The organism is Peptoclostridium sp. (assembly GCF_009881055.1).
Lineage (GTDB): Bacteria > Bacillota > Clostridia > Peptostreptococcales > Peptostreptococcaceae > Peptoclostridium_A.
This window is the reverse complement of record NZ_WXFG01000008.1, coordinates 26,823-43,319: the sequence shown is the minus strand read 5'-3', so window position 1 is coordinate 43,319 and position 16,497 is coordinate 26,823. Positions and strand designations below refer to the sequence as shown.

The 16,497-nt window shown below is 41.9% G+C and carries 23 protein-coding genes; all 23 read left to right on the top strand.

Translation table 11 applies throughout. The annotated features are described in order from the left end of the window. Window positions 1-20 precede the first annotated feature (20 nt). Window positions 21-3,509, top strand: a complete 3,489-nt coding sequence (rpoC, locus tag GT589_RS01825) for a DNA-directed RNA polymerase subunit beta' (RefSeq protein WP_293395122.1) — start codon at window positions 21-23, stop codon at window positions 3,507-3,509. 141 nt (window positions 3,510-3,650) lie between these two features. Then, the gene (locus tag GT589_RS01820; protein ID WP_293395119.1) at window positions 3,651-3,896 is read left to right on the top strand and encodes a ribosomal L7Ae/L30e/S12e/Gadd45 family protein; all 246 of its coding nucleotides are present in this window, start codon (window positions 3,651-3,653) and stop codon (window positions 3,894-3,896) included. 29 nt (window positions 3,897-3,925) lie between these two features. After that, on the top strand, window positions 3,926-4,348 hold the full coding sequence (gene rpsL / locus GT589_RS01815) for a 30S ribosomal protein S12 (RefSeq protein WP_293395116.1): 423 nt from the start codon (window positions 3,926-3,928) through the stop codon (window positions 4,346-4,348). Window positions 4,349-4,452: 104 nt separating this feature from the next. Beyond that, complete coding sequence (rpsG, locus tag GT589_RS01810) at window positions 4,453-4,923, top strand: 30S ribosomal protein S7 (protein WP_293395114.1); 471 nt, start codon at window positions 4,453-4,455, stop codon at window positions 4,921-4,923. An 85-nt stretch (window positions 4,924-5,008) separates the two neighbouring features. Beyond that, entirely contained in the window at window positions 5,009-7,078 is a 2,070-nt protein-coding gene (gene fusA, locus GT589_RS01805) for an elongation factor G (protein ID WP_293395111.1), read from the top strand. Between the two features lie 82 nt (window positions 7,079-7,160). Next, window positions 7,161-8,354: an elongation factor Tu gene (gene tuf, locus GT589_RS01800; RefSeq protein WP_293395108.1), complete on the top strand. Its 1,194-nt coding sequence runs from the start codon at window positions 7,161-7,163 to the stop codon at window positions 8,352-8,354. 381 nt (window positions 8,355-8,735) lie between these two features. Next, a complete protein-coding gene (gene rpsJ / locus GT589_RS01795) occupies window positions 8,736-9,044 on the top strand; it encodes a 30S ribosomal protein S10 (protein ID WP_293395105.1) in 309 nt (102 codons plus the stop codon). Window positions 9,045-9,141: 97 nt separating this feature from the next. Further along, window positions 9,142-9,774, top strand: a complete 633-nt coding sequence (rplC, locus tag GT589_RS01790) for a 50S ribosomal protein L3 (RefSeq protein ID WP_293395103.1) — start codon at window positions 9,142-9,144, stop codon at window positions 9,772-9,774. A gap of 28 nt (window positions 9,775-9,802) precedes the next feature. After that, a complete protein-coding gene (gene rplD, locus GT589_RS01785; RefSeq protein WP_293395101.1) occupies window positions 9,803-10,426 on the top strand; it encodes a 50S ribosomal protein L4 in 624 nt (207 codons plus the stop codon). Next, a complete protein-coding gene (gene rplW / locus GT589_RS01780) occupies window positions 10,426-10,716 on the top strand; it encodes a 50S ribosomal protein L23 (RefSeq protein ID WP_330582836.1) in 291 nt (96 codons plus the stop codon). Before rplD ends, rplW begins: the two co-directional genes overlap by 1 nt. A 31-nt stretch (window positions 10,717-10,747) precedes the next feature. Beyond that, window positions 10,748-11,578 (top strand): 50S ribosomal protein L2, encoded by an 831-nt coding sequence (gene rplB / locus GT589_RS01775; RefSeq protein WP_293395099.1) that lies wholly within the window; start codon window positions 10,748-10,750, stop codon window positions 11,576-11,578. Window positions 11,579-11,620: 42 nt separating this feature from the next. Next, complete coding sequence (gene rpsS, locus GT589_RS01770) at window positions 11,621-11,902, top strand: 30S ribosomal protein S19 (protein ID WP_025434538.1); 282 nt, start codon at window positions 11,621-11,623, stop codon at window positions 11,900-11,902. A gap of 31 nt (window positions 11,903-11,933) precedes the next feature. Next, window positions 11,934-12,266 (top strand): 50S ribosomal protein L22, encoded by a 333-nt coding sequence (gene rplV / locus GT589_RS01765; protein WP_293395095.1) that lies wholly within the window; start codon window positions 11,934-11,936, stop codon window positions 12,264-12,266. 17 nt (window positions 12,267-12,283) lie between these two features. Next, window positions 12,284-13,051 carry a 30S ribosomal protein S3 gene (rpsC, locus tag GT589_RS01760; protein ID WP_293395093.1) on the top strand — a complete coding sequence of 256 codons (768 nt, stop codon included), beginning with the start codon at window positions 12,284-12,286 and terminating at the stop codon, window positions 13,049-13,051. Window positions 13,052-13,083: 32 nt separating this feature from the next. After that, window positions 13,084-13,527 (top strand): 50S ribosomal protein L16, encoded by a 444-nt coding sequence (gene rplP / locus GT589_RS01755; protein WP_293395090.1) that lies wholly within the window; start codon window positions 13,084-13,086, stop codon window positions 13,525-13,527. Beyond that, the gene (rpmC, locus tag GT589_RS01750; protein WP_293395087.1) at window positions 13,517-13,720 is read left to right on the top strand and encodes a 50S ribosomal protein L29; all 204 of its coding nucleotides are present in this window, start codon (window positions 13,517-13,519) and stop codon (window positions 13,718-13,720) included. Before rplP ends, rpmC begins: the two co-directional genes overlap by 11 nt. Window positions 13,721-13,743: 23 nt before the next feature. Further along, entirely contained in the window at window positions 13,744-13,998 is a 255-nt protein-coding gene (gene rpsQ, locus GT589_RS01745) for a 30S ribosomal protein S17 (RefSeq protein ID WP_293395085.1), read from the top strand. A gap of 31 nt (window positions 13,999-14,029) precedes the next feature. After that, on the top strand, window positions 14,030-14,398 hold the full coding sequence (rplN, locus tag GT589_RS01740; RefSeq protein WP_293395082.1) for a 50S ribosomal protein L14: 369 nt from the start codon (window positions 14,030-14,032) through the stop codon (window positions 14,396-14,398). 14 nt (window positions 14,399-14,412) lie between these two features. Beyond that, window positions 14,413-14,724 carry a 50S ribosomal protein L24 gene (gene rplX, locus GT589_RS01735; protein ID WP_293395079.1) on the top strand — a complete coding sequence of 104 codons (312 nt, stop codon included), beginning with the start codon at window positions 14,413-14,415 and terminating at the stop codon, window positions 14,722-14,724. Window positions 14,725-14,747: 23 nt separating this feature from the next. After that, window positions 14,748-15,290 carry a 50S ribosomal protein L5 gene (gene rplE, locus GT589_RS01730; protein WP_293395076.1) on the top strand — a complete coding sequence of 181 codons (543 nt, stop codon included), beginning with the start codon at window positions 14,748-14,750 and terminating at the stop codon, window positions 15,288-15,290. Between the two features lie 19 nt (window positions 15,291-15,309). After that, window positions 15,310-15,495, top strand: a complete 186-nt coding sequence (locus GT589_RS01725) for a type Z 30S ribosomal protein S14 (protein ID WP_293395073.1) — start codon at window positions 15,310-15,312, stop codon at window positions 15,493-15,495. Window positions 15,496-15,528: 33 nt separating this feature from the next. Next, entirely contained in the window at window positions 15,529-15,927 is a 399-nt protein-coding gene (gene rpsH / locus GT589_RS01720) for a 30S ribosomal protein S8 (RefSeq protein WP_293395070.1), read from the top strand. Between the two features lie 25 nt (window positions 15,928-15,952). Continuing rightward, window positions 15,953-16,492 (top strand): 50S ribosomal protein L6, encoded by a 540-nt coding sequence (rplF, locus tag GT589_RS01715; protein WP_293395067.1) that lies wholly within the window; start codon window positions 15,953-15,955, stop codon window positions 16,490-16,492. Window positions 16,493-16,497 lie beyond the last annotated feature (5 nt).

The window sequence follows — 16,497 nt, the reverse complement described above, 5'->3', positions numbered from 1 at the left end:
CATAGAAGGGAGAGAACTCCTTGTTTGAATTAGGTAATTTCGAGTCAATGAAAATAGGTTTAGCTTCGCCGGAAAAGATAAGGCAATGGTCTAAAGGAGAAGTTAAGAAACCTGAAACCATAAACTACAGGACTCTCAAGCCTGAAAGGGACGGTCTTTTCTGCGAAAGGATATTCGGACCGCAAAAGGACTGGGAGTGTCACTGCGGAAAATACAAGAGAGTAAGATATAAAGGAGTCGTTTGTGACCGCTGCGGCGTTGAGGTCACAAAAGCCAAAGTAAGGCGTGAGAGGATGGGCCACATAGAACTTGCGGCGCCAGTATCTCACATATGGTACTTCAAGGGAATACCGTCAAGGATGGGACTTCTGCTTGACATGTCTCCGCGTTCTTTAGAAAAGGTTCTGTATTTTGCATCGTATATAGTGACAGATCCAGGCAGCACTTCACTAAGCGAAAAGCAGCTGCTTACTGAAAAAGAGTATAGAGACGCAGTAGACAAGCATGGAAATACATTCAAGGCAGGAATGGGAGCAGAGGCTGTAATGGCGCTGCTTGAAAAGATAGACCTGGAGATGCTCTCAAAAGAGCTAAGAGGCAAGCTGAAAGACAGTACGGGCCAAAAAAGAGTCAGGACGATAAGAAGGCTGGAGGTTGTCGAGGCGTTCAAAAAGTCGGGAAACAGACCTGAATGGATGATACTAGATGCTATACCAGTTATACCGCCGGATCTTAGACCTATGGTTCAGCTTGATGGCGGAAGGTTTGCAACGTCAGACCTTAACGATCTTTACAGAAGAGTTATAAACAGAAACAACAGGCTAAAAAGGCTGCTTGAGCTTGGAGCGCCTGACATAATAGTTCGTAACGAAAAAAGAATGCTTCAGGAAGCAGTCGACGCCCTAATAGACAACGGCAGAAGAGGAAGACCTGTTACCGGACCTGGAAACAGACCGCTTAAGTCGCTTTCAGACATGCTAAAGGGTAAGCAGGGACGTTTCCGTCAGAACCTACTTGGAAAGCGTGTTGACTACTCTGGACGTTCGGTTATAGTAGTTGGACCTGAGCTTAAATTCTACCAGTGCGGACTTCCAAAGAAGATGGCGCTGGAGCTTTTCAAGCCGTTTGTAATGAATGCTCTTGTTGAAAAGGGTCATGCGCACAACATAAAGAGCGCCAAGAGAATGGTCGAAAAAGTAAAGCCAGAGGTTTGGGACGTGCTTGAAGACGTCATAAAAGGCCACCCGGTACTCTTAAACCGTGCCCCTACTCTTCACAGGCTGGGGATACAAGCGTTCGAACCGGTACTTGTTGAAGGAAAGGCGATAAAGCTGCATCCGCTCGTATGTACGGCATACAACGCCGACTTTGACGGCGACCAGATGGCTGTTCACCTTCCGCTTTCTGTGGAGGCGCAGGCTGAATGCAGATTCCTAATGCTTTCGGTAAACAACATCCTGGCTCCAAAAGACGGCTCATCAATAACAACGCCTAGCCAGGACATGGTACTTGGAAGCTACTATCTTACAATAGAAATACCTGGTGTAAAAGGCGAGGGCATGGTATTCAAGGACTATAATGAAATGCTACTTGCGTATACAAACCAGGCCGTAGATCTTCATGCAAGGGTTAAAGTTAAAAAAGTGCTATCCGACGGAGCTATAGTTTTTGTGGAAAGCACAGTGGGCAGATTCATATTCAACGAAAACCTTCCGCAGGACATGGGATTTGTAGATAGAAAGGAAGACCCACATTCACTTGAAGTAGATTTCCTTGTAGACAAGAAAAAGCTGGGCCAGATAATAGACAAGTGTTTCAGAAAGCACGGCAACACGATAACAGCCATCATGCTCGACACTATCAAGGAGCTGGGATTCAAATTCTCTACAAGAGGAGCAATAACAGTTTCAATAGCCGACATGGAAATACCACAGGAAAAATACAAACTCATAGCTGATGCAGAGGCAAAGGTTGCAAAATATGAAAAGGCGTTCAGAAGAGGTCTTATCTCGAATGAAGAGAGAAAAGAAAGAGTTATAGACACATGGACCGAAACGACTGAAAAGGTTACAGATGCTCTTATGAGCAACCTTGGAAGGTTGAACAACATATTCATAATGGCGCACTCGGGAGCAAGGGGAAGTAAAAACCAGATAAGACAGCTTGCGGGAATGCGTGGACTTATGGCGGATGCAACAGGTGAAACTGTAGAACTTCCAGTTAAGTCAAACTTCCGTGAAGGTCTTTCGGTACTCGAGTACTTCATATCTTCACACGGAGCCAGAAAAGGTCTTGCAGATACAGCCCTTCGTACAGCGGACTCGGGATACCTTACAAGAAGACTTGTTGACGTATCTCAGGACGTAATAATAAGGGAAGATGACTGCGGGACTACTGACGGAATAGAAGTAAAAGCATTCAAAGACGGCAATGAAGTCATAGAGGAGCTCTATGACAGAATAGTCGGAAGGTATATATCAAGCGACATAGTGCATCCGGAAACGGGAGAACTGATACTTTCTGCAAACGACCTAATTACCGAAGAGAAGGCAGAAGAAATTGTCTCAGCAGGAGTGAAGAAAGTCTATATCAGATCGGCGCTTAGCTGCAGAACTCAGCATGGTGTATGCGCCAAGTGTTACGGCAGAGACCTGGCAACTGGCAAAAATGTAAACGTAGGCGAAGCTGTCGGCATAATAGCGGCGCAGTCTATAGGCGAGCCGGGAACACAGCTTACAATGCGTACATTCCACACCGGCGGAGTTGCGGGCGGCGACATAACACAGGGTCTTCCAAGGGTTGAAGAGCTTTTCGAGGCTAGAAAGCCTAAAGGTCTTGCGATAATAAGCGAAATGGACGGCTCTGTGCACATCAAGGAAAGCGGCAACAAGAGAGAAATCGTTATAACTGATGAAGCGGGCGAAGCCAAGACATACCTTATACCTTACGGCTCAAGGATAAAGGCGAAGGAAGGACAGTTTGTAGAGGCTGGCGATCCAATAACAGAAGGTTCAATAAATCCTCACGACATACTAAGAGTCAAGGATGTAGTCGGAGTTCAAAACTACATCGTACAAGAAGTTCAAAGGGTTTACAGAATGCAGGGTGTTGACATAAACGACAAGCACATAGAAATAATAGTAAGGCAGATGCTCTCAAAGGTAAGAGTTGAGGAAGAGGGAGATACTGAATTCCTTCCAGGAGGACTTGTTGACATACTAGAATTTGATGACGAAAATGAAAGGGTTGCAACTGAAGGTGGCGAAATGGCAACTTCAAAGAGAGTGCTGCTTGGAATAACAAAAGCGTCTCTTGCAACGGAATCATTCCTTTCTGCAGCATCATTCCAGGAAACGACAAGAGTTCTTACCGAGGCTGCGATAAAAGGAAAAGAAGACAAGCTGATAGGTCTTAAGGAGAACGTAATAATAGGAAAGCTAATACCGGCTGGTACGGGCATGAAAAGATACAAGGATTTGGCAATCCAAAGACCAGATCAAGATAATTAAAATTTGATTTAAAAACGTTAAACATCTAAATTCTATTGACACTAAATGTTGTGTAGTGATAAAATGTTTGAGTGTGTAAAATAGAAAGTGGACTTTTTGGTATCTGGCAATTGTTGGATATTTAAAAGGGAGGAAACTTTTATGAAAATTGAAGAAATAAAAAATCTCGACAAAGTAATAGGAACTAAGCAGACAATAAGAGCGCTCAAAGAAGACAAGGTTAAGCTTGTGCTCATTGCAAAAGATGCAGATGAACACATAATAAAGAATACACAAGAAATTGCTGCGCAGAAAAATGTTGAGATAAATTACGTTGAGTCCATGCAGCAGCTCGGAATCGCCTGTGGTATACAGGTGGGAGCCGCTACAGTTGGGATATTAAAATAAGTTTAAATATTTGGAAGGAGGTGCACTTTATGCCAACTATAAACCAGCTAGTGCGTAAAGGAAGAGCAAAGATTGAAAAGAAATCTACTGCTCCAGCTTTGCAAAGAAGCTTCAACACTCTTAGAAAAGAGGCAGTAGGAATGAGCTCGCCGCAAAAAAGAGGAGTTTGTACGTCTGTTAAGACTGTAACTCCAAAGAAGCCGAACTCGGCTCTTAGAAAAGTTGCGAGGGTAAGACTTACTAATGGAATAGAGGTTACATCATATATTCCAGGAGAAGGCCACAATCTTCAGGAGCACAGCGTTGTGCTTATAAGAGGAGGAAGGGTTAAAGACCTTCCGGGAGTTAGATACCACATAGTAAGGGGAACTCTTGATACTGCTGGAGTTGAAAAGAGAGCTCAAAGTAGATCTAAATACGGTACTAAGAGACCTAAGGCGGCTAAGAAGTAACATACTAATGTGTACGGTCCTTTAACATAGATTTTAAAGGCACCCACGGCAGTAGAAGTCTGTCGAGTACCTATGAGTTACAATTTAATAAGGAGGGAAGCACAGTGCCAAGAAAAGGTAATGTTCCAAAAAGAATTATAACTCCGGATCCTTTATACAACAGCCAGCTTGTATCAAAGCTTATAAACAGCATAATGGTAGATGGCAAGAAAGGTAAGGCGCAAAACATAGTATATGGAGCGCTTGAAATGATAAAGGAAAAAACAGGAGAAGAACCAATAGAAGTATTTGAAAAGGCTATGAACAACATAATGCCAGTTCTAGAAGTAAAGGCAAGACGTGTGGGTGGAGCTAACTATCAGGTCCCAGTTGAAGTAAGACCTGAAAGAAGAGTTACACTTGGACTAAGATGGCTTGTTGGATATACTAGAGCCCGTGGCGAAAAAGGCATGGCTGAAAAGCTTGCGAAAGAAATAATGGATGCTGCAAACAGCTCAGGAGCTGCAGTCAAGAAGAAAGAAGATACTCACAAGATGGCTGAAGCCAACAAGGCGTTCGCACATTACAGATGGTAAAATTGAATTAGAAACAATAGTCCACCTCGCCCCTTTGCAGGGGCGAGGATTAATTAATTAAATATTGGAATGGAGGCACAAAATAGTGGCTAGACAGTTTCCATTGGAAAGAACTAGAAACATAGGCATAATGGCTCACATAGATGCCGGTAAAACAACCACTACGGAGCGTATACTATACTATACAGGACGTATCCACAAGATAGGCGAAACTCACGAGGGTGGAGCTCAGATGGACTGGATGGAGCAAGAGAAGGAGAGAGGTATAACAATAACTTCTGCCGCAACTACTGCTCAGTGGAACGACAATAGAATAAACATAATCGACACGCCTGGACACGTAGACTTCACAGTTGAAGTTGAAAGATCGCTTCGTGTGCTTGACGGAGCTGTGGCTGTATTCTGCGCAAAGGGCGGAGTTGAGCCTCAGTCTGAAAACGTATGGAGACAGGCTAACAAATACAACGTTCCAAGGATAGCATTTGTAAACAAAATGGACATAACAGGAGCCAACTTCCTTCGTGTTGTTGACATGATGAAGGACAGGCTGTCTGCTAATGCTGTTGCAATGCAGCTTCCAATAGGTTCAGAAGACACTTTCAAGGGTATAATAGACCTTCTTGAAATGAAAGCCATTATGTATATGGACGACCTTGGAAAAGAAACAGAGATAGTAGACATACCAGAAGATATGATGGCTCTAGCAGAAGAGCGCAGAGAGATGCTTGTAGAAGCAGCAGTTGAATCTGACGAAGAGCTCACTATGAAATATCTCGAAGGTGAAGAAATTACTATCGATGAGATAAAGTCAGGAGTCAGAAAAGGTGTTATAGCATGTACGCTAAACCCTGTTTTCTGCGGCTCGGCTTACAAGAACAAAGGTGTACCTCTACTTCTTGATGCAGTAGTTGAATACATGCCATCTCCACTTGATGTACCTGCTATACAGGGTGTAACAATGGATGGAGAAGAAGACCAAAGACCTTCTTCGGATGAAGAGCCTTTTGCAGCTCTTGCATTCAAGATAATGACAGACCCATTCGTAGGAAAGCTTGCTTTCTTCAGGGTTTACTCAGGAGTGCTTGAGTCTGGATCATACGTTCTAAACTCTACAAAAGACAAGAAAGAGAGAATAGGACGTATACTACAGATGCACGCCAACTCAAGAGAAGAGATATCTCACGTTTACTCGGGAGATATAGCTGCTGCAGTTGGACTAAAGAACACTACTACAGGAGACACTCTGTGTGATCCAAACCACGCGATAATACTCGAGTCTATGGAATTCCCAGAGCCAGTTATACACGTAGCTATAGAGCCAAAATCAAAGGCTGCCCAGGAAAAAATGGGCGTTGCTCTTCAAAAGCTTGCAGAAGAGGATCCTACATTCAGAGTAAGAACTGACGAAGAGACTGGACAGACTATAATTGGCGGTATGGGTGAGCTTCACCTTGAGATAATAGTAGACAGACTTCTAAGAGAATTCAAAGTAGAAGCTAACGTTGGAGCTCCACAGGTTGCTTACAGAGAGACTATAACACAAGGCGCAGACATAGATAACAAATATGCGAAGCAGTCGGGTGGTAGAGGACAGTACGGTCACGTTAAGATCAGAATGATCCCTAACGAGCCTGGAAAAGGTTATGAGTTTAGGAATCAAACTGTCGGAGGATCTATTCCAAGAGAATTCATCGGACCAGTTGATGCAGGTCTTCAATCTGCTATGGAAGCAGGTATTGTTGCAGGATACCCTGTTGTTGACGTAATAGTAGAACTTTACGATGGATCTTACCACGAGGTAGACTCTTCGGAAATGGCGTTTAAGGTTGCAGCTTCTATGGCCTTCAAAGAAGGTATGAAAAAAGGAAATGCAGTGCTTCTTGAGCCATACTTCAAGGTTGAAGTAGTAACTCCAGAGGATTACATGGGAGACGTTATGGGAGACCTTAACTCTAGACGTGGAAGAATAGAGGGTATGGAAGCTCAAAACGGAGCCCAGGCTATAAGAGCTATGGTTCCGCTTTCAGAAATGTTTGGCTATTCGACTCAGCTTAGATCTATGTCTCAGGGAAGAGCGACATACACTATGATATTCGATCACTATGAGCAAGTTCCTGCAAGCGTAGCTAAGAAGATAATGGAGCAAGGCAGATAATAACTGATGTAAATATAAGAGGGCGGCACGACTGCCCTCTAAAATAATAAAATTGCAGCATAAGTGAAGGAGGAAAAATAAAATGGCAAAAGCTAAATTTGAAAGAAGCAAACCACACGTTAACATCGGAACAATAGGACACGTTGACCACGGTAAGACAACACTAACAGCAGCAATAACATACACACTGCACTCAAGATACGGAACAGGTGAAGCAGTAGACTTTGCAAACATAGACAAGGCACCAGAGGAAAGAGAAAGAGGAATCACAATATCAACATCACACGTAGAGTATGAGACACCAAACAGACACTACGCGCACGTTGACTGCCCAGGACACGCCGACTACGTTAAGAACATGATAACAGGAGCGGCACAAATGGACGGAGCGATACTAGTTGTATCTGCAGCAGACGGTCCAATGCCACAAACAAGAGAGCACATACTACTATCAAGACAGGTTGGAGTACCATACATCGTGGTATTCATGAACAAGTGCGACATGGTAGATGACGAAGAGCTTCTTGAGCTAGTAGAGATGGAAATAAGAGACCTGCTAAGCGAGTATGACTTCCCAGGAGATGACACTCCAATAATAAAAGGATCAGCGCTAAGAGCACTAGAAGATCCAAGCAGCAAGTGGGGAGATGCAATAATAGAGCTATTCGAAGCTATAGACAGCTACATTCCACAGCCAGAAAGAGCAATAGATAAGCCATTCCTAATGCCAGTAGAGGACGTATTCTCTATAACAGGAAGAGGAACAGTTGCAACAGGAAGAGTGGAAAGAGGAATAGTAAAAGTACAAGACGAAGTAGAAATAGTTGGACTATCAGAAGAGCCAAGAAAAGTAATAGTAACAGGCGTAGAGATGTTCAGAAAGCTTCTTGATGAGGCACAAGCAGGAGACAACATAGGAGTGCTTCTAAGAGGAGTACAAAGAGACGAGATAGAAAGAGGCCAGGTACTAGCTAAGCCAGGCACAATAAAGCCGCACACAAAATTCACATCAGAGGTATACGTACTTAAGAAGGAAGAGGGCGGAAGACACACTCCATTCTTCAACGGATACAGACCTCAGTTCTACTTCAGAACAACAGACATAACAGGATCAATCGGACTACCAGAAGGCGTAGAGATGGTAATGCCAGGAGACAACATAGCTATGGAAGTTGAGCTAATAGCACCAATAGCAATAGAAGAGGGACTAAGATTCGCGATAAGAGAAGGCGGAAGAACAGTAGGAGCAGGAGTAGTTGCTTCTATAATAGAGTAATAAATTCTCATAAGAAGGCATAAAAGAGAAGGAATACTTTTCCTTCTCTTTTAGTCTTGAATGGTATCGTGTTAAGGTCACTATTATAAAGTTCATAGATTAATAAAAAAATAAATAAAAAAGCTTGTAAAACAGACACTATTGTTATAAAATATATTAGTGTGCTTTTTGAATGCGATGAAGCAAGAGGTTGCTGGCGGCCTTAAAACACAAGGCTTTTCAGGTAATTCTGGCTGAGTATGTCTCGATCTATGAATCGGGCGACTAGATGTCGTAAAAAAGCTGTTTCCTTGACGCAAAACGCAACACGCCTGGAGCAGTGTATCGATGTCGAGTCGCGCGTAGAAAAACTAAAAACGTGCGATTAAGGAGGTAAAACACATGTCAAATCAAAAAATAAGAATAAGACTTAAATCTTACGATCACAAGATTCTCGATCAATCAGCTCAAAAAATAGTTGAAACTGCGAAGAAAACTAACGCCACAGTATCGGGTCCGGTTCCGCTTCCAACAGAAAAGCAGATAATAACTATACTAAGAGCGGTTCACAAGTATAAGGACTCTAGAGAGCAGTTCGAAATAAGAACTCACAAGAGACTTATAGACATATCAAACCCAACACCAAAAACAGTAGACTCTCTAATGAGACTTGACCTGCCAGCTGGTGTTGATATAGAAATAAAACTGTAAAAAATTCGAAAGCTAAGCTAGGGACATAGATGTACCTTATCTTAGTATGATTGCGGCGAGAGCTGTAATCCGCTGTAAGATTATGGGAGGTGTAGTTATGAAAGGAATACTAGGAACAAAACTAGGAATGACTCAGGTGTTTACAGAAACAGGTGCTGTTGTTCCGGTAACAGTAGTGCAGGCTGGACCTGTATACGTTACTCAAATCAAGACTGTTGAAAAAGATGGCTACAATGCGCTTCAGGTTGCATTTGCAGACAAGAAGGAAAGCAGAGTTAACAAGCCACTTAAAGGACATTTTGGAAAAGCTGGCGTTTCTTGCAAGAGACATATAGCTGAATTCAGAGTGGACAGCGTTGAAGGCTTTGAGCTGGGACAAGAAATACTGGCTGATGTCTTTGCTGCAGGAGAAAAGGTTGACGTATCTGCAACATCTAAAGGTAAGGGATTCCAAGGTGTTATTAAAAGACACGGACAGAGCAGAGGGCCTGAGGCTCACGGTTCTAGATACCACAGAAGACCTGGTTCTATGGGTGCTTGTTCGTCTCCTTCGAGAGTATTCAAAGGCAAGAATCTTCCGGGACACATGGGTAGCGTTAACGTTACAATACAGAACCTTGAGGTAGTTAAAGTAGATACAGAAAAGAACATACTACTCATAAAAGGTGCGGTTCCAGGGCCTAAGAAGGGGCTAGTTGAAATAAATGCGGCGGTAAAGGCTGCTAGATAATGATTTTCATCAGGAAGGAGGAAGTTAAATGCCAAAAATAGACGTTTTAAACATAAAAGGTGAAAAGATTGAAGAGATAACTCTTTCAGATAACGTATTCGGCGTGGAAGTCAACGAGCACGTTCTATACGAAGTAGTAAAAAATCATCTTGCCAATAGAAGACAAGGCACTCAGTCTGCAAAGACAAGAGCCGAAGTAAGAGGCGGAGGAAGAAAGCCTTGGAAACAAAAAGGAACTGGTAGAGCAAGACAGGGAAGCATAAGATCTCCTCAGTGGATAGGCGGTGGAGTTGTATTTGCGCCAAAGCCAAGAGACTACAGCTACAGCCTTCCTAAGAAGGTAAAAAGACTTGCTATGAAGAGCGCTCTTACTTCAAAGCTTCAAAACGGAGAAATAATAGTGCTAGACAGCCTTGCAATGGAAATGCCAAAAACTAAGGAGTTCAAGGCTATAGTAAGCAACCTTAAGCTTGAGAAGAAGGCACTTTTCGTAATGGCTGAGAAAAACGACAATGTTGTTAAGTCGGCAAGAAACATACCAGGAGTTAAGACTGCGTTAGTTAACACTCTTAATGTATATGACATACTGAATCATAATGCTTTCGTAATAACGAAGGCCGCAGTTGAGAAAGTAGAGGAGGTGTACGAATAATGACTAATGCACATGATATAATAATAAAGCCAATAGTTACTGAAAAAAGCATGAGCGAAATGTCTGACAAAAAGTACACATTTGTAGTGGCTAAAAACACAAACAAGACTGAGATAAAAAAGGCCGTTGAAAGCATATTCGGAGTTAAGGTTGAGAAAGTAAACACTGTAAACTACGACGGCAAGAAAAAGAGAATGGGCAAGCACGAAGGAATGACAGCAAGCTATTCAAAAGCCATAGTGAAACTTACTGCGGACAGCAAGGAAATAGAATTCTTTGCAGGAGTATAGTTAAAAAGCAATAAAGAAGGAGGGAAAACAGATGGCTATAAAAAAGTTTAAACCAACATCTCCTGGTATGAGACACGTAACAGTGCTTGTATCTGATGAGATAACAAAGCATGAGCCTGAAAAATCGCTTCTAGTCCCACTTAAAAAGAACGCCGGAAGAAACTCTCAAGGTAAAATAACTATTCGTCACAGAGGCGGCGGGGCAAGAAGAAAATATAGACTTATCGACTTCAAGAGAAACAAGGATGGTATACCAGCAAAGGTTGCAGGCATAGAGTACGATCCAAACAGAACGTCAAACATAGCACTTCTTGTGTATGCGGATGGTGAGAAGAGATATATACTTTCACCTGTTGGACTAAAGGTTGGAGACGCTATAATGTCTGGAGAAACTGCAGATATTAAAGTAGGAAACGCTCTTAAGCTTAAGGATATGCCAGTTGGTACAACAGTACACAACATAGAGCTTAAAACTGGCAAAGGCGGACAGCTTGTAAGATCGGCAGGCGCTGGTGCTCAGCTTATGGCTAAAGAAGGAAAGAATGCGCTTCTTAGACTTCCATCGGGAGAAATGAGATACGTAAACATAGAGTGCAAGGCTACGGTTGGACAGGTTGGAAACCTTGAGCATTTCAACGTTACAATAGGTAAGGCCGGAAGAAAGAGACACATGGGCATAAGACCAACGGTAAGAGGATCTGTAATGAACCCATGCGATCACCCACACGGTGGAGGAGAAGGTAGAGCTCCAATAGGTAGATCTGGACCAGTTACTCCATGGGGTAAACCTGCACTAGGATACAAGACTCGTAAGAAAAACAAGGCTTCTGACAAGCTGATAGTTTCTAAGAGGAAAAAATAACGGTTGATATATATTTAGAAGCTTTCGAAAGGAGGAAAGTAAATGTCAAGATCAACTAAAAAAGGACCTTTTATACACAAAGGGCTTCTTTCAAAGATAGAGGCAATGAATGAAAAGAATGAGAAGAAGGTTATAAAAACCTGGTCAAGATCATCGACTATATACCCTCAATTGATAGGACATACGCTAGCTGTGCATGACGGAAGAAAGCACGTGCCTGTATATGTGACTGAAGATATGGTTGGACACAAACTGGGTGAATTCGTACTAACTAGAACATTCAAAGGACACAAAGGCGAAGATAGAACTTCTAAGAAAAAATAAAGAGTCCTTTAAGCGGAAGGAGGTAATTTAAGTGCAAGCAAAAGCAATCGCGAAATTTGTTCGTGTAAGTCCAAGGAAAGCAGGCCAGGTAGCTGGTCTTGTAAGAGGAAAAAAGGTGAATGAGGCTTTGGCAATACTAAAGTATACTCCTCAAAAGCCTGCTAGCATACTAGCGAAGGTTATAGAGTCTGCTATAGCAAACGCGGAAAACAACCACGAAATGGACAAAGAGAAGCTATACGTAGCTGAGATATATGCAAACCAAGGACCAACAATAAAAAGGTTCAGACCAAGAGCTATGGGAAGAGCCACTTCTATAAGAAAAAGAACAAGCCATATAGGAGTTGTTCTTAAAGAAAAATAGGAACAAGGAGGGACATTATGGGACAGAAGGTTAATCCTCACGGACTAAGAGTCGGTATAATAAAAGACTGGGATTCAAGATGGTATGCCAACAAAAAGGATTTCTCGGAACTTCTTCATGAAGACTTCATAATTCGTAAGCATCTTAAGAAAAAGCTTTATATAGCTGGCGTTTCTAAGATAGAAATAGAAAGAGCCGCAAAGAAGATAAAGCTTAACATATTTGCAGCGAAGCCTGGAATAGTAATAGGTAGAGGTGGAGCTGGAATCGAAGAAATAAAAGCTGAAATAGAAAAAATGACTCAAAAGAGCGTTATGATAAACATAGTTGAAGTAAAGAGACCGGAGAAGGACGCTCAGCTTATAGCTGAGAACATAGCTCAGGCTATCGAAAGAAGGGTAGCTTTCAGAAGAGCTATGAAACAAGCTATACAAAGAGCAATGAAGTCTGGCGTTAAGGGTATTAAAGTACTTGCAGCAGGCAGACTTGGTGGCGCGGAGATGGCAAGAGACGAAGGCTACAGCGAAGGCAACGTTCCTCTATCAACTCTAAGAGCTGACATCAATTTCGGATTTGCTGAAGCTGACACTACTTACGGCAAGATAGGAATAAAAGTATGGGTAAACCATGGCGAAGTACTTCCTACTAGCAGAAGAGCCGGAGCAGAGGTAGTAGAAGAAAAGAAAGATTTCAATAAGGATTTCAAAAAAAGAGACAAAAAATTCGACAATAAAAAAGGCTATAGAAAACCAGATAGCAGAAGATCGGATAGAGGCGAAAATTAATAAGCAGCACACCGGGAAGGAGGAAATAAGATATGTTAATGCCTAAAAGAGTTAAACGTCGTAGAGTTCATAGATGCAGATTTAAAGGCAAAGCTCAAAAAGGAAACACTGTGACTTACGGAGATTACGGTCTAGTAGCTCTTGAGCCTAGCAGGATCACAGCTAATCAAATAGAGGCTGCCAGGATAGCAATAAACAGATACATCAGAAGAGGCGGTAAAGTGTGGATAAAAATATTCCCACACATGCCAATAACTCAAAAACCTGCAGAAACTCGTATGGGAGCCGGAAAAGGTTCACCGGAATACTGGGTAGCAATAGTTAAGCCAGGAAGAGTAATGTTCGAACTTTCGGGAGTTAACGAAGAAGTGGCAAGAGAAGCAATGAGACTTGCTGCCAACAAACTGCCTGTAAAGTGCAAGTTTGTAAAGAAAGCGGATTTTGAAGTAAAGGGTGGTGAAGCTAGTGAAAGCTAAAGATTTGAAAGAAATGACAACCCAAGAACTTAATGGAAAGCTTAACGAATTAAAAGGTGAGCTATTTAACATAAGATTTCAACTAGCTACTGGACAGCTTGAAAACCCTATGAAAATAAAGTTTGTTAAAAAAGATATAGCGAGAGTACAAACTGTCATTAGGGAAAGAGAAATAAACGAAGCTAGAGCTTAATGAGAAAGGAGGCCAAAGGCACAATGGAAAGAGGAAGCAGAAAAGTCAGAATAGGTCGTGTAGTAAGCGACAAGATGGACAAGACGATAACTGTTGCTGTTGAAGAGTTCGTACGCCACCCTCTATACGGGAAGGCAGTTAAGAGAACTAAAAAATTCAAAGCGCATGACGAAGAAAATACGTGCAAAATTGGCGATAAAGTTAAAATAATGGAAACCAGACCTTTGTCAAAAGACAAGAGATGGAGACTTGTGGATATAGTAGAGAAGGCTAAGTAAAGCTAAAAGGAATTGAAAGGAGGTTCTGCAAATGATACAACAGGAAACTCGTTTAAAGGTTGCAGATAATACAGGTGCTAAAGAACTGCTTTGCATCCGTGTTCTAGGCGGCAGCGGAAGAAAGTATGCCAATATCGGAGATGTAATAATTGCCAGCGTTAAAAGCGCAACACCAGGAGGCGTTGTTAAAAAGGGCAAGGTTGTTAAAGCTGTAGTAGTTAGAACTACACAAGGTATCAGACGTAAAGACGGCAGCTACCTAAAATTTGATGAAAATGCTGCAGTTATAATAAAAGACGACAAGACTCCTACGGGAACTCGTATATTCGGACCGGTAGCTAGAGAACTAAGAGATAAGCAGTACATGAAGATTATCTCACTAGCCCCAGAAGTTTTATAAGGAGGTGGAAGTGAATGAGACATGTTAAAAAAGGAGACACGGTTGTAGTTATAACTGGTAAAGATAAAGGCAAAAAAGGAAAGATACTTCAAGTTATGCCTGAGGCGAACAGAGTCCTAGTAGAAGGTGTCAACATGGTTACTAAGCACAAGAAACCAACTCCTCAAGTACAGCAGGGCGGAATAATCCACCAGGAAGCTCCTATTCACATATCAAATGTAATGCTGTTTGATGCAAAAGCAGGAAAAGGAGTAAGAGTTGGATTCAAGACTCTTGACAACGGCAAAAAAGTAAGAGTATCGAAAAAATCAGGCGAACAAATATAACTTGAGAAAGGAGGCCGAGCAAAGTGGCATCTAGATTAAAAGATAAATACCAAAGTGAAATAGTTAAAGCTCTTGTAGAAAAGTTCGAATATAAGAATATAATGCAAGTGCCAAAACTTGAAAAAGTAGTAATAAACATGGGTATCGGCGATGCAAGAGAGAACCCAAAAGGACTTGAAAAAGCTGTTGAAGAACTTACTATGATAGCCGGACAAAAGCCTGTAATAACTAAAGCTAAAAAATCGGTTGCTAACTTCAAGCTAAGAGAAGGCATGTCAATAGGTGCAAAGGTTACACTTAGAGGCGATGCAATGTATCACTTTGTTGACAAGCTTGTAAACATATCTCTTCCAAGGGTAAGGGATTTCGCTGGAGTTAATCCTAACTCATTCGACGGAAGAGGCAACTATGCCCTAGGAGTAAAAGAGCAGCTAATATTCCCTGAAATCGAATACGATAAGATAGACAAGATAAGAGGAATGGACATAATATTCGTTACTACGGCAAAGTCTGATGAGGAGTCTCGTGAACTGCTAAGGCTTATGGGCATGCCGTTTAGAAAGTAAAAAGGAGGCGATTGGTCAGATGGCTAAAAAATCAATGGTAATTAAGCAACAGAGAGGACACAAGTATAGCAGCAGAGAGTACACAAGATGCAGCATATGCGGAAGGCCACACTCAGTGCTTAAAAAATTTGGTATATGCCGTATTTGTTTTAGAGAACTGGCTTACAAAGGTCAAATACCTGGTGTAAGAAAAGCCAGCTGGTAAGAGAGCTAAATAGCGGAAGGAGGTTTACGCCACATGACAATGACAGATCCAATAGCAGATATGCTGACACGTGTGAGAAATGCCAATTCAATAAAGCGTGATACTGTTGACATACCTGCTTCAAATATAAAGAAAGAAATAGCAAGAATCCTTCTTGAGGAAGGGTTTGTAAAAGGCTACGATGTAATCGAGGACGGAAAGCAAGGAATAATAAGAATACAGCTTAAATACTCAGTGGACGGAAGCAGAGTAATGAGCGGAATAAAGAGAATATCAAAGCCAGGAATGAGAGTGTATGCTGGAAAATATGACATTCCAAAGGTGCTTAACGGACTAGGAATATCTATAATATCCACATCAAACGGAATACTGACTGACAAGCAAGCAAGAAACGAGGGCGTTGGTGGAGAAGTTATCTGCTACGTTTGGTAATTAAGGCGTATAAGGAGGTGCAAAAATGTCAAGAATAGGTTTCAAACCAATAGATGTGCCAGCAGGCGTTGAAATAAACATCGATGAAAACAACGTTGTAACTGTCAAAGGACCTAAAGGACAACTGTCTGAAGCGATCGACAGCTCAATGAAAATAGTTGTGAATGAAAACACACTAACAGTTGAAAGACCTACTGAAAACAAGAAGCACAAATCTCTTCACGGACTTTCAAGAACTCTTATATCAAACATGGTAGAAGGCGTTACTAAAGGATATGAGAAGAAGCTTGAAATAGTTGGTGTTGGTTACAGGGTTCAAAAGCAGGGCAATAAACTTGTACTAAACCTTGGCTTCTCTCATCCAGTTGAAATGGAAGATCCAGCTGGGATTGAAACAGAAGCTCCAACTCAAACAGAGATACTAGTAAGAGGCATAAACAAGCAGCTTGTAGGAAACTATGCTGCAAAGATAAGAGACTGGAGAAGACCGGAGCCATACAAAGGCAAAGGAATCAGATACTCAGGCGAGAATGTAAGACGTAAAGAAGGTAAAACAGGTAAATAGGTGAA

Coding starts and splice junctions, on each gene's coding strand:
- GT589_RS01725 (WP_293395073.1), top strand. CDS start 15,310: ATGGCTAAAAAATCAATGGTAATTAAGCAACAGAGAGGACACAAGTAT.
- rpsH (WP_293395070.1), top strand. CDS start 15,529: ATGACAATGACAGATCCAATAGCAGATATGCTGACACGTGTGAGAAAT.
- rplD (WP_293395101.1), top strand. CDS start 9,803: ATGCCAAAAATAGACGTTTTAAACATAAAAGGTGAAAAGATTGAAGAG.
- rplX (WP_293395079.1), top strand. CDS start 14,413: ATGAGACATGTTAAAAAAGGAGACACGGTTGTAGTTATAACTGGTAAA.
- rplN (WP_293395082.1), top strand. CDS start 14,030: ATGATACAACAGGAAACTCGTTTAAAGGTTGCAGATAATACAGGTGCT.
- rplC (WP_293395103.1), top strand. CDS start 9,142: ATGAAAGGAATACTAGGAACAAAACTAGGAATGACTCAGGTGTTTACA.
- rplB (WP_293395099.1), top strand. CDS start 10,748: ATGGCTATAAAAAAGTTTAAACCAACATCTCCTGGTATGAGACACGTA.
- rplW (WP_330582836.1), top strand. CDS start 10,426: ATGACTAATGCACATGATATAATAATAAAGCCAATAGTTACTGAAAAA.
- rpsL (WP_293395116.1), top strand. CDS start 3,926: ATGCCAACTATAAACCAGCTAGTGCGTAAAGGAAGAGCAAAGATTGAA.
- rpsS (WP_025434538.1), top strand. CDS start 11,621: ATGTCAAGATCAACTAAAAAAGGACCTTTTATACACAAAGGGCTTCTT.
- rpsJ (WP_293395105.1), top strand. CDS start 8,736: ATGTCAAATCAAAAAATAAGAATAAGACTTAAATCTTACGATCACAAG.
- rpsQ (WP_293395085.1), top strand. CDS start 13,744: ATGGAAAGAGGAAGCAGAAAAGTCAGAATAGGTCGTGTAGTAAGCGAC.
- rplP (WP_293395090.1), top strand. CDS start 13,084: ATGTTAATGCCTAAAAGAGTTAAACGTCGTAGAGTTCATAGATGCAGA.
- rpsC (WP_293395093.1), top strand. CDS start 12,284: ATGGGACAGAAGGTTAATCCTCACGGACTAAGAGTCGGTATAATAAAA.
- tuf (WP_293395108.1), top strand. CDS start 7,161: ATGGCAAAAGCTAAATTTGAAAGAAGCAAACCACACGTTAACATCGGA.
- GT589_RS01820 (WP_293395119.1), top strand. CDS start 3,651: ATGAAAATTGAAGAAATAAAAAATCTCGACAAAGTAATAGGAACTAAG.
- rplF (WP_293395067.1), top strand. CDS start 15,953: ATGTCAAGAATAGGTTTCAAACCAATAGATGTGCCAGCAGGCGTTGAA.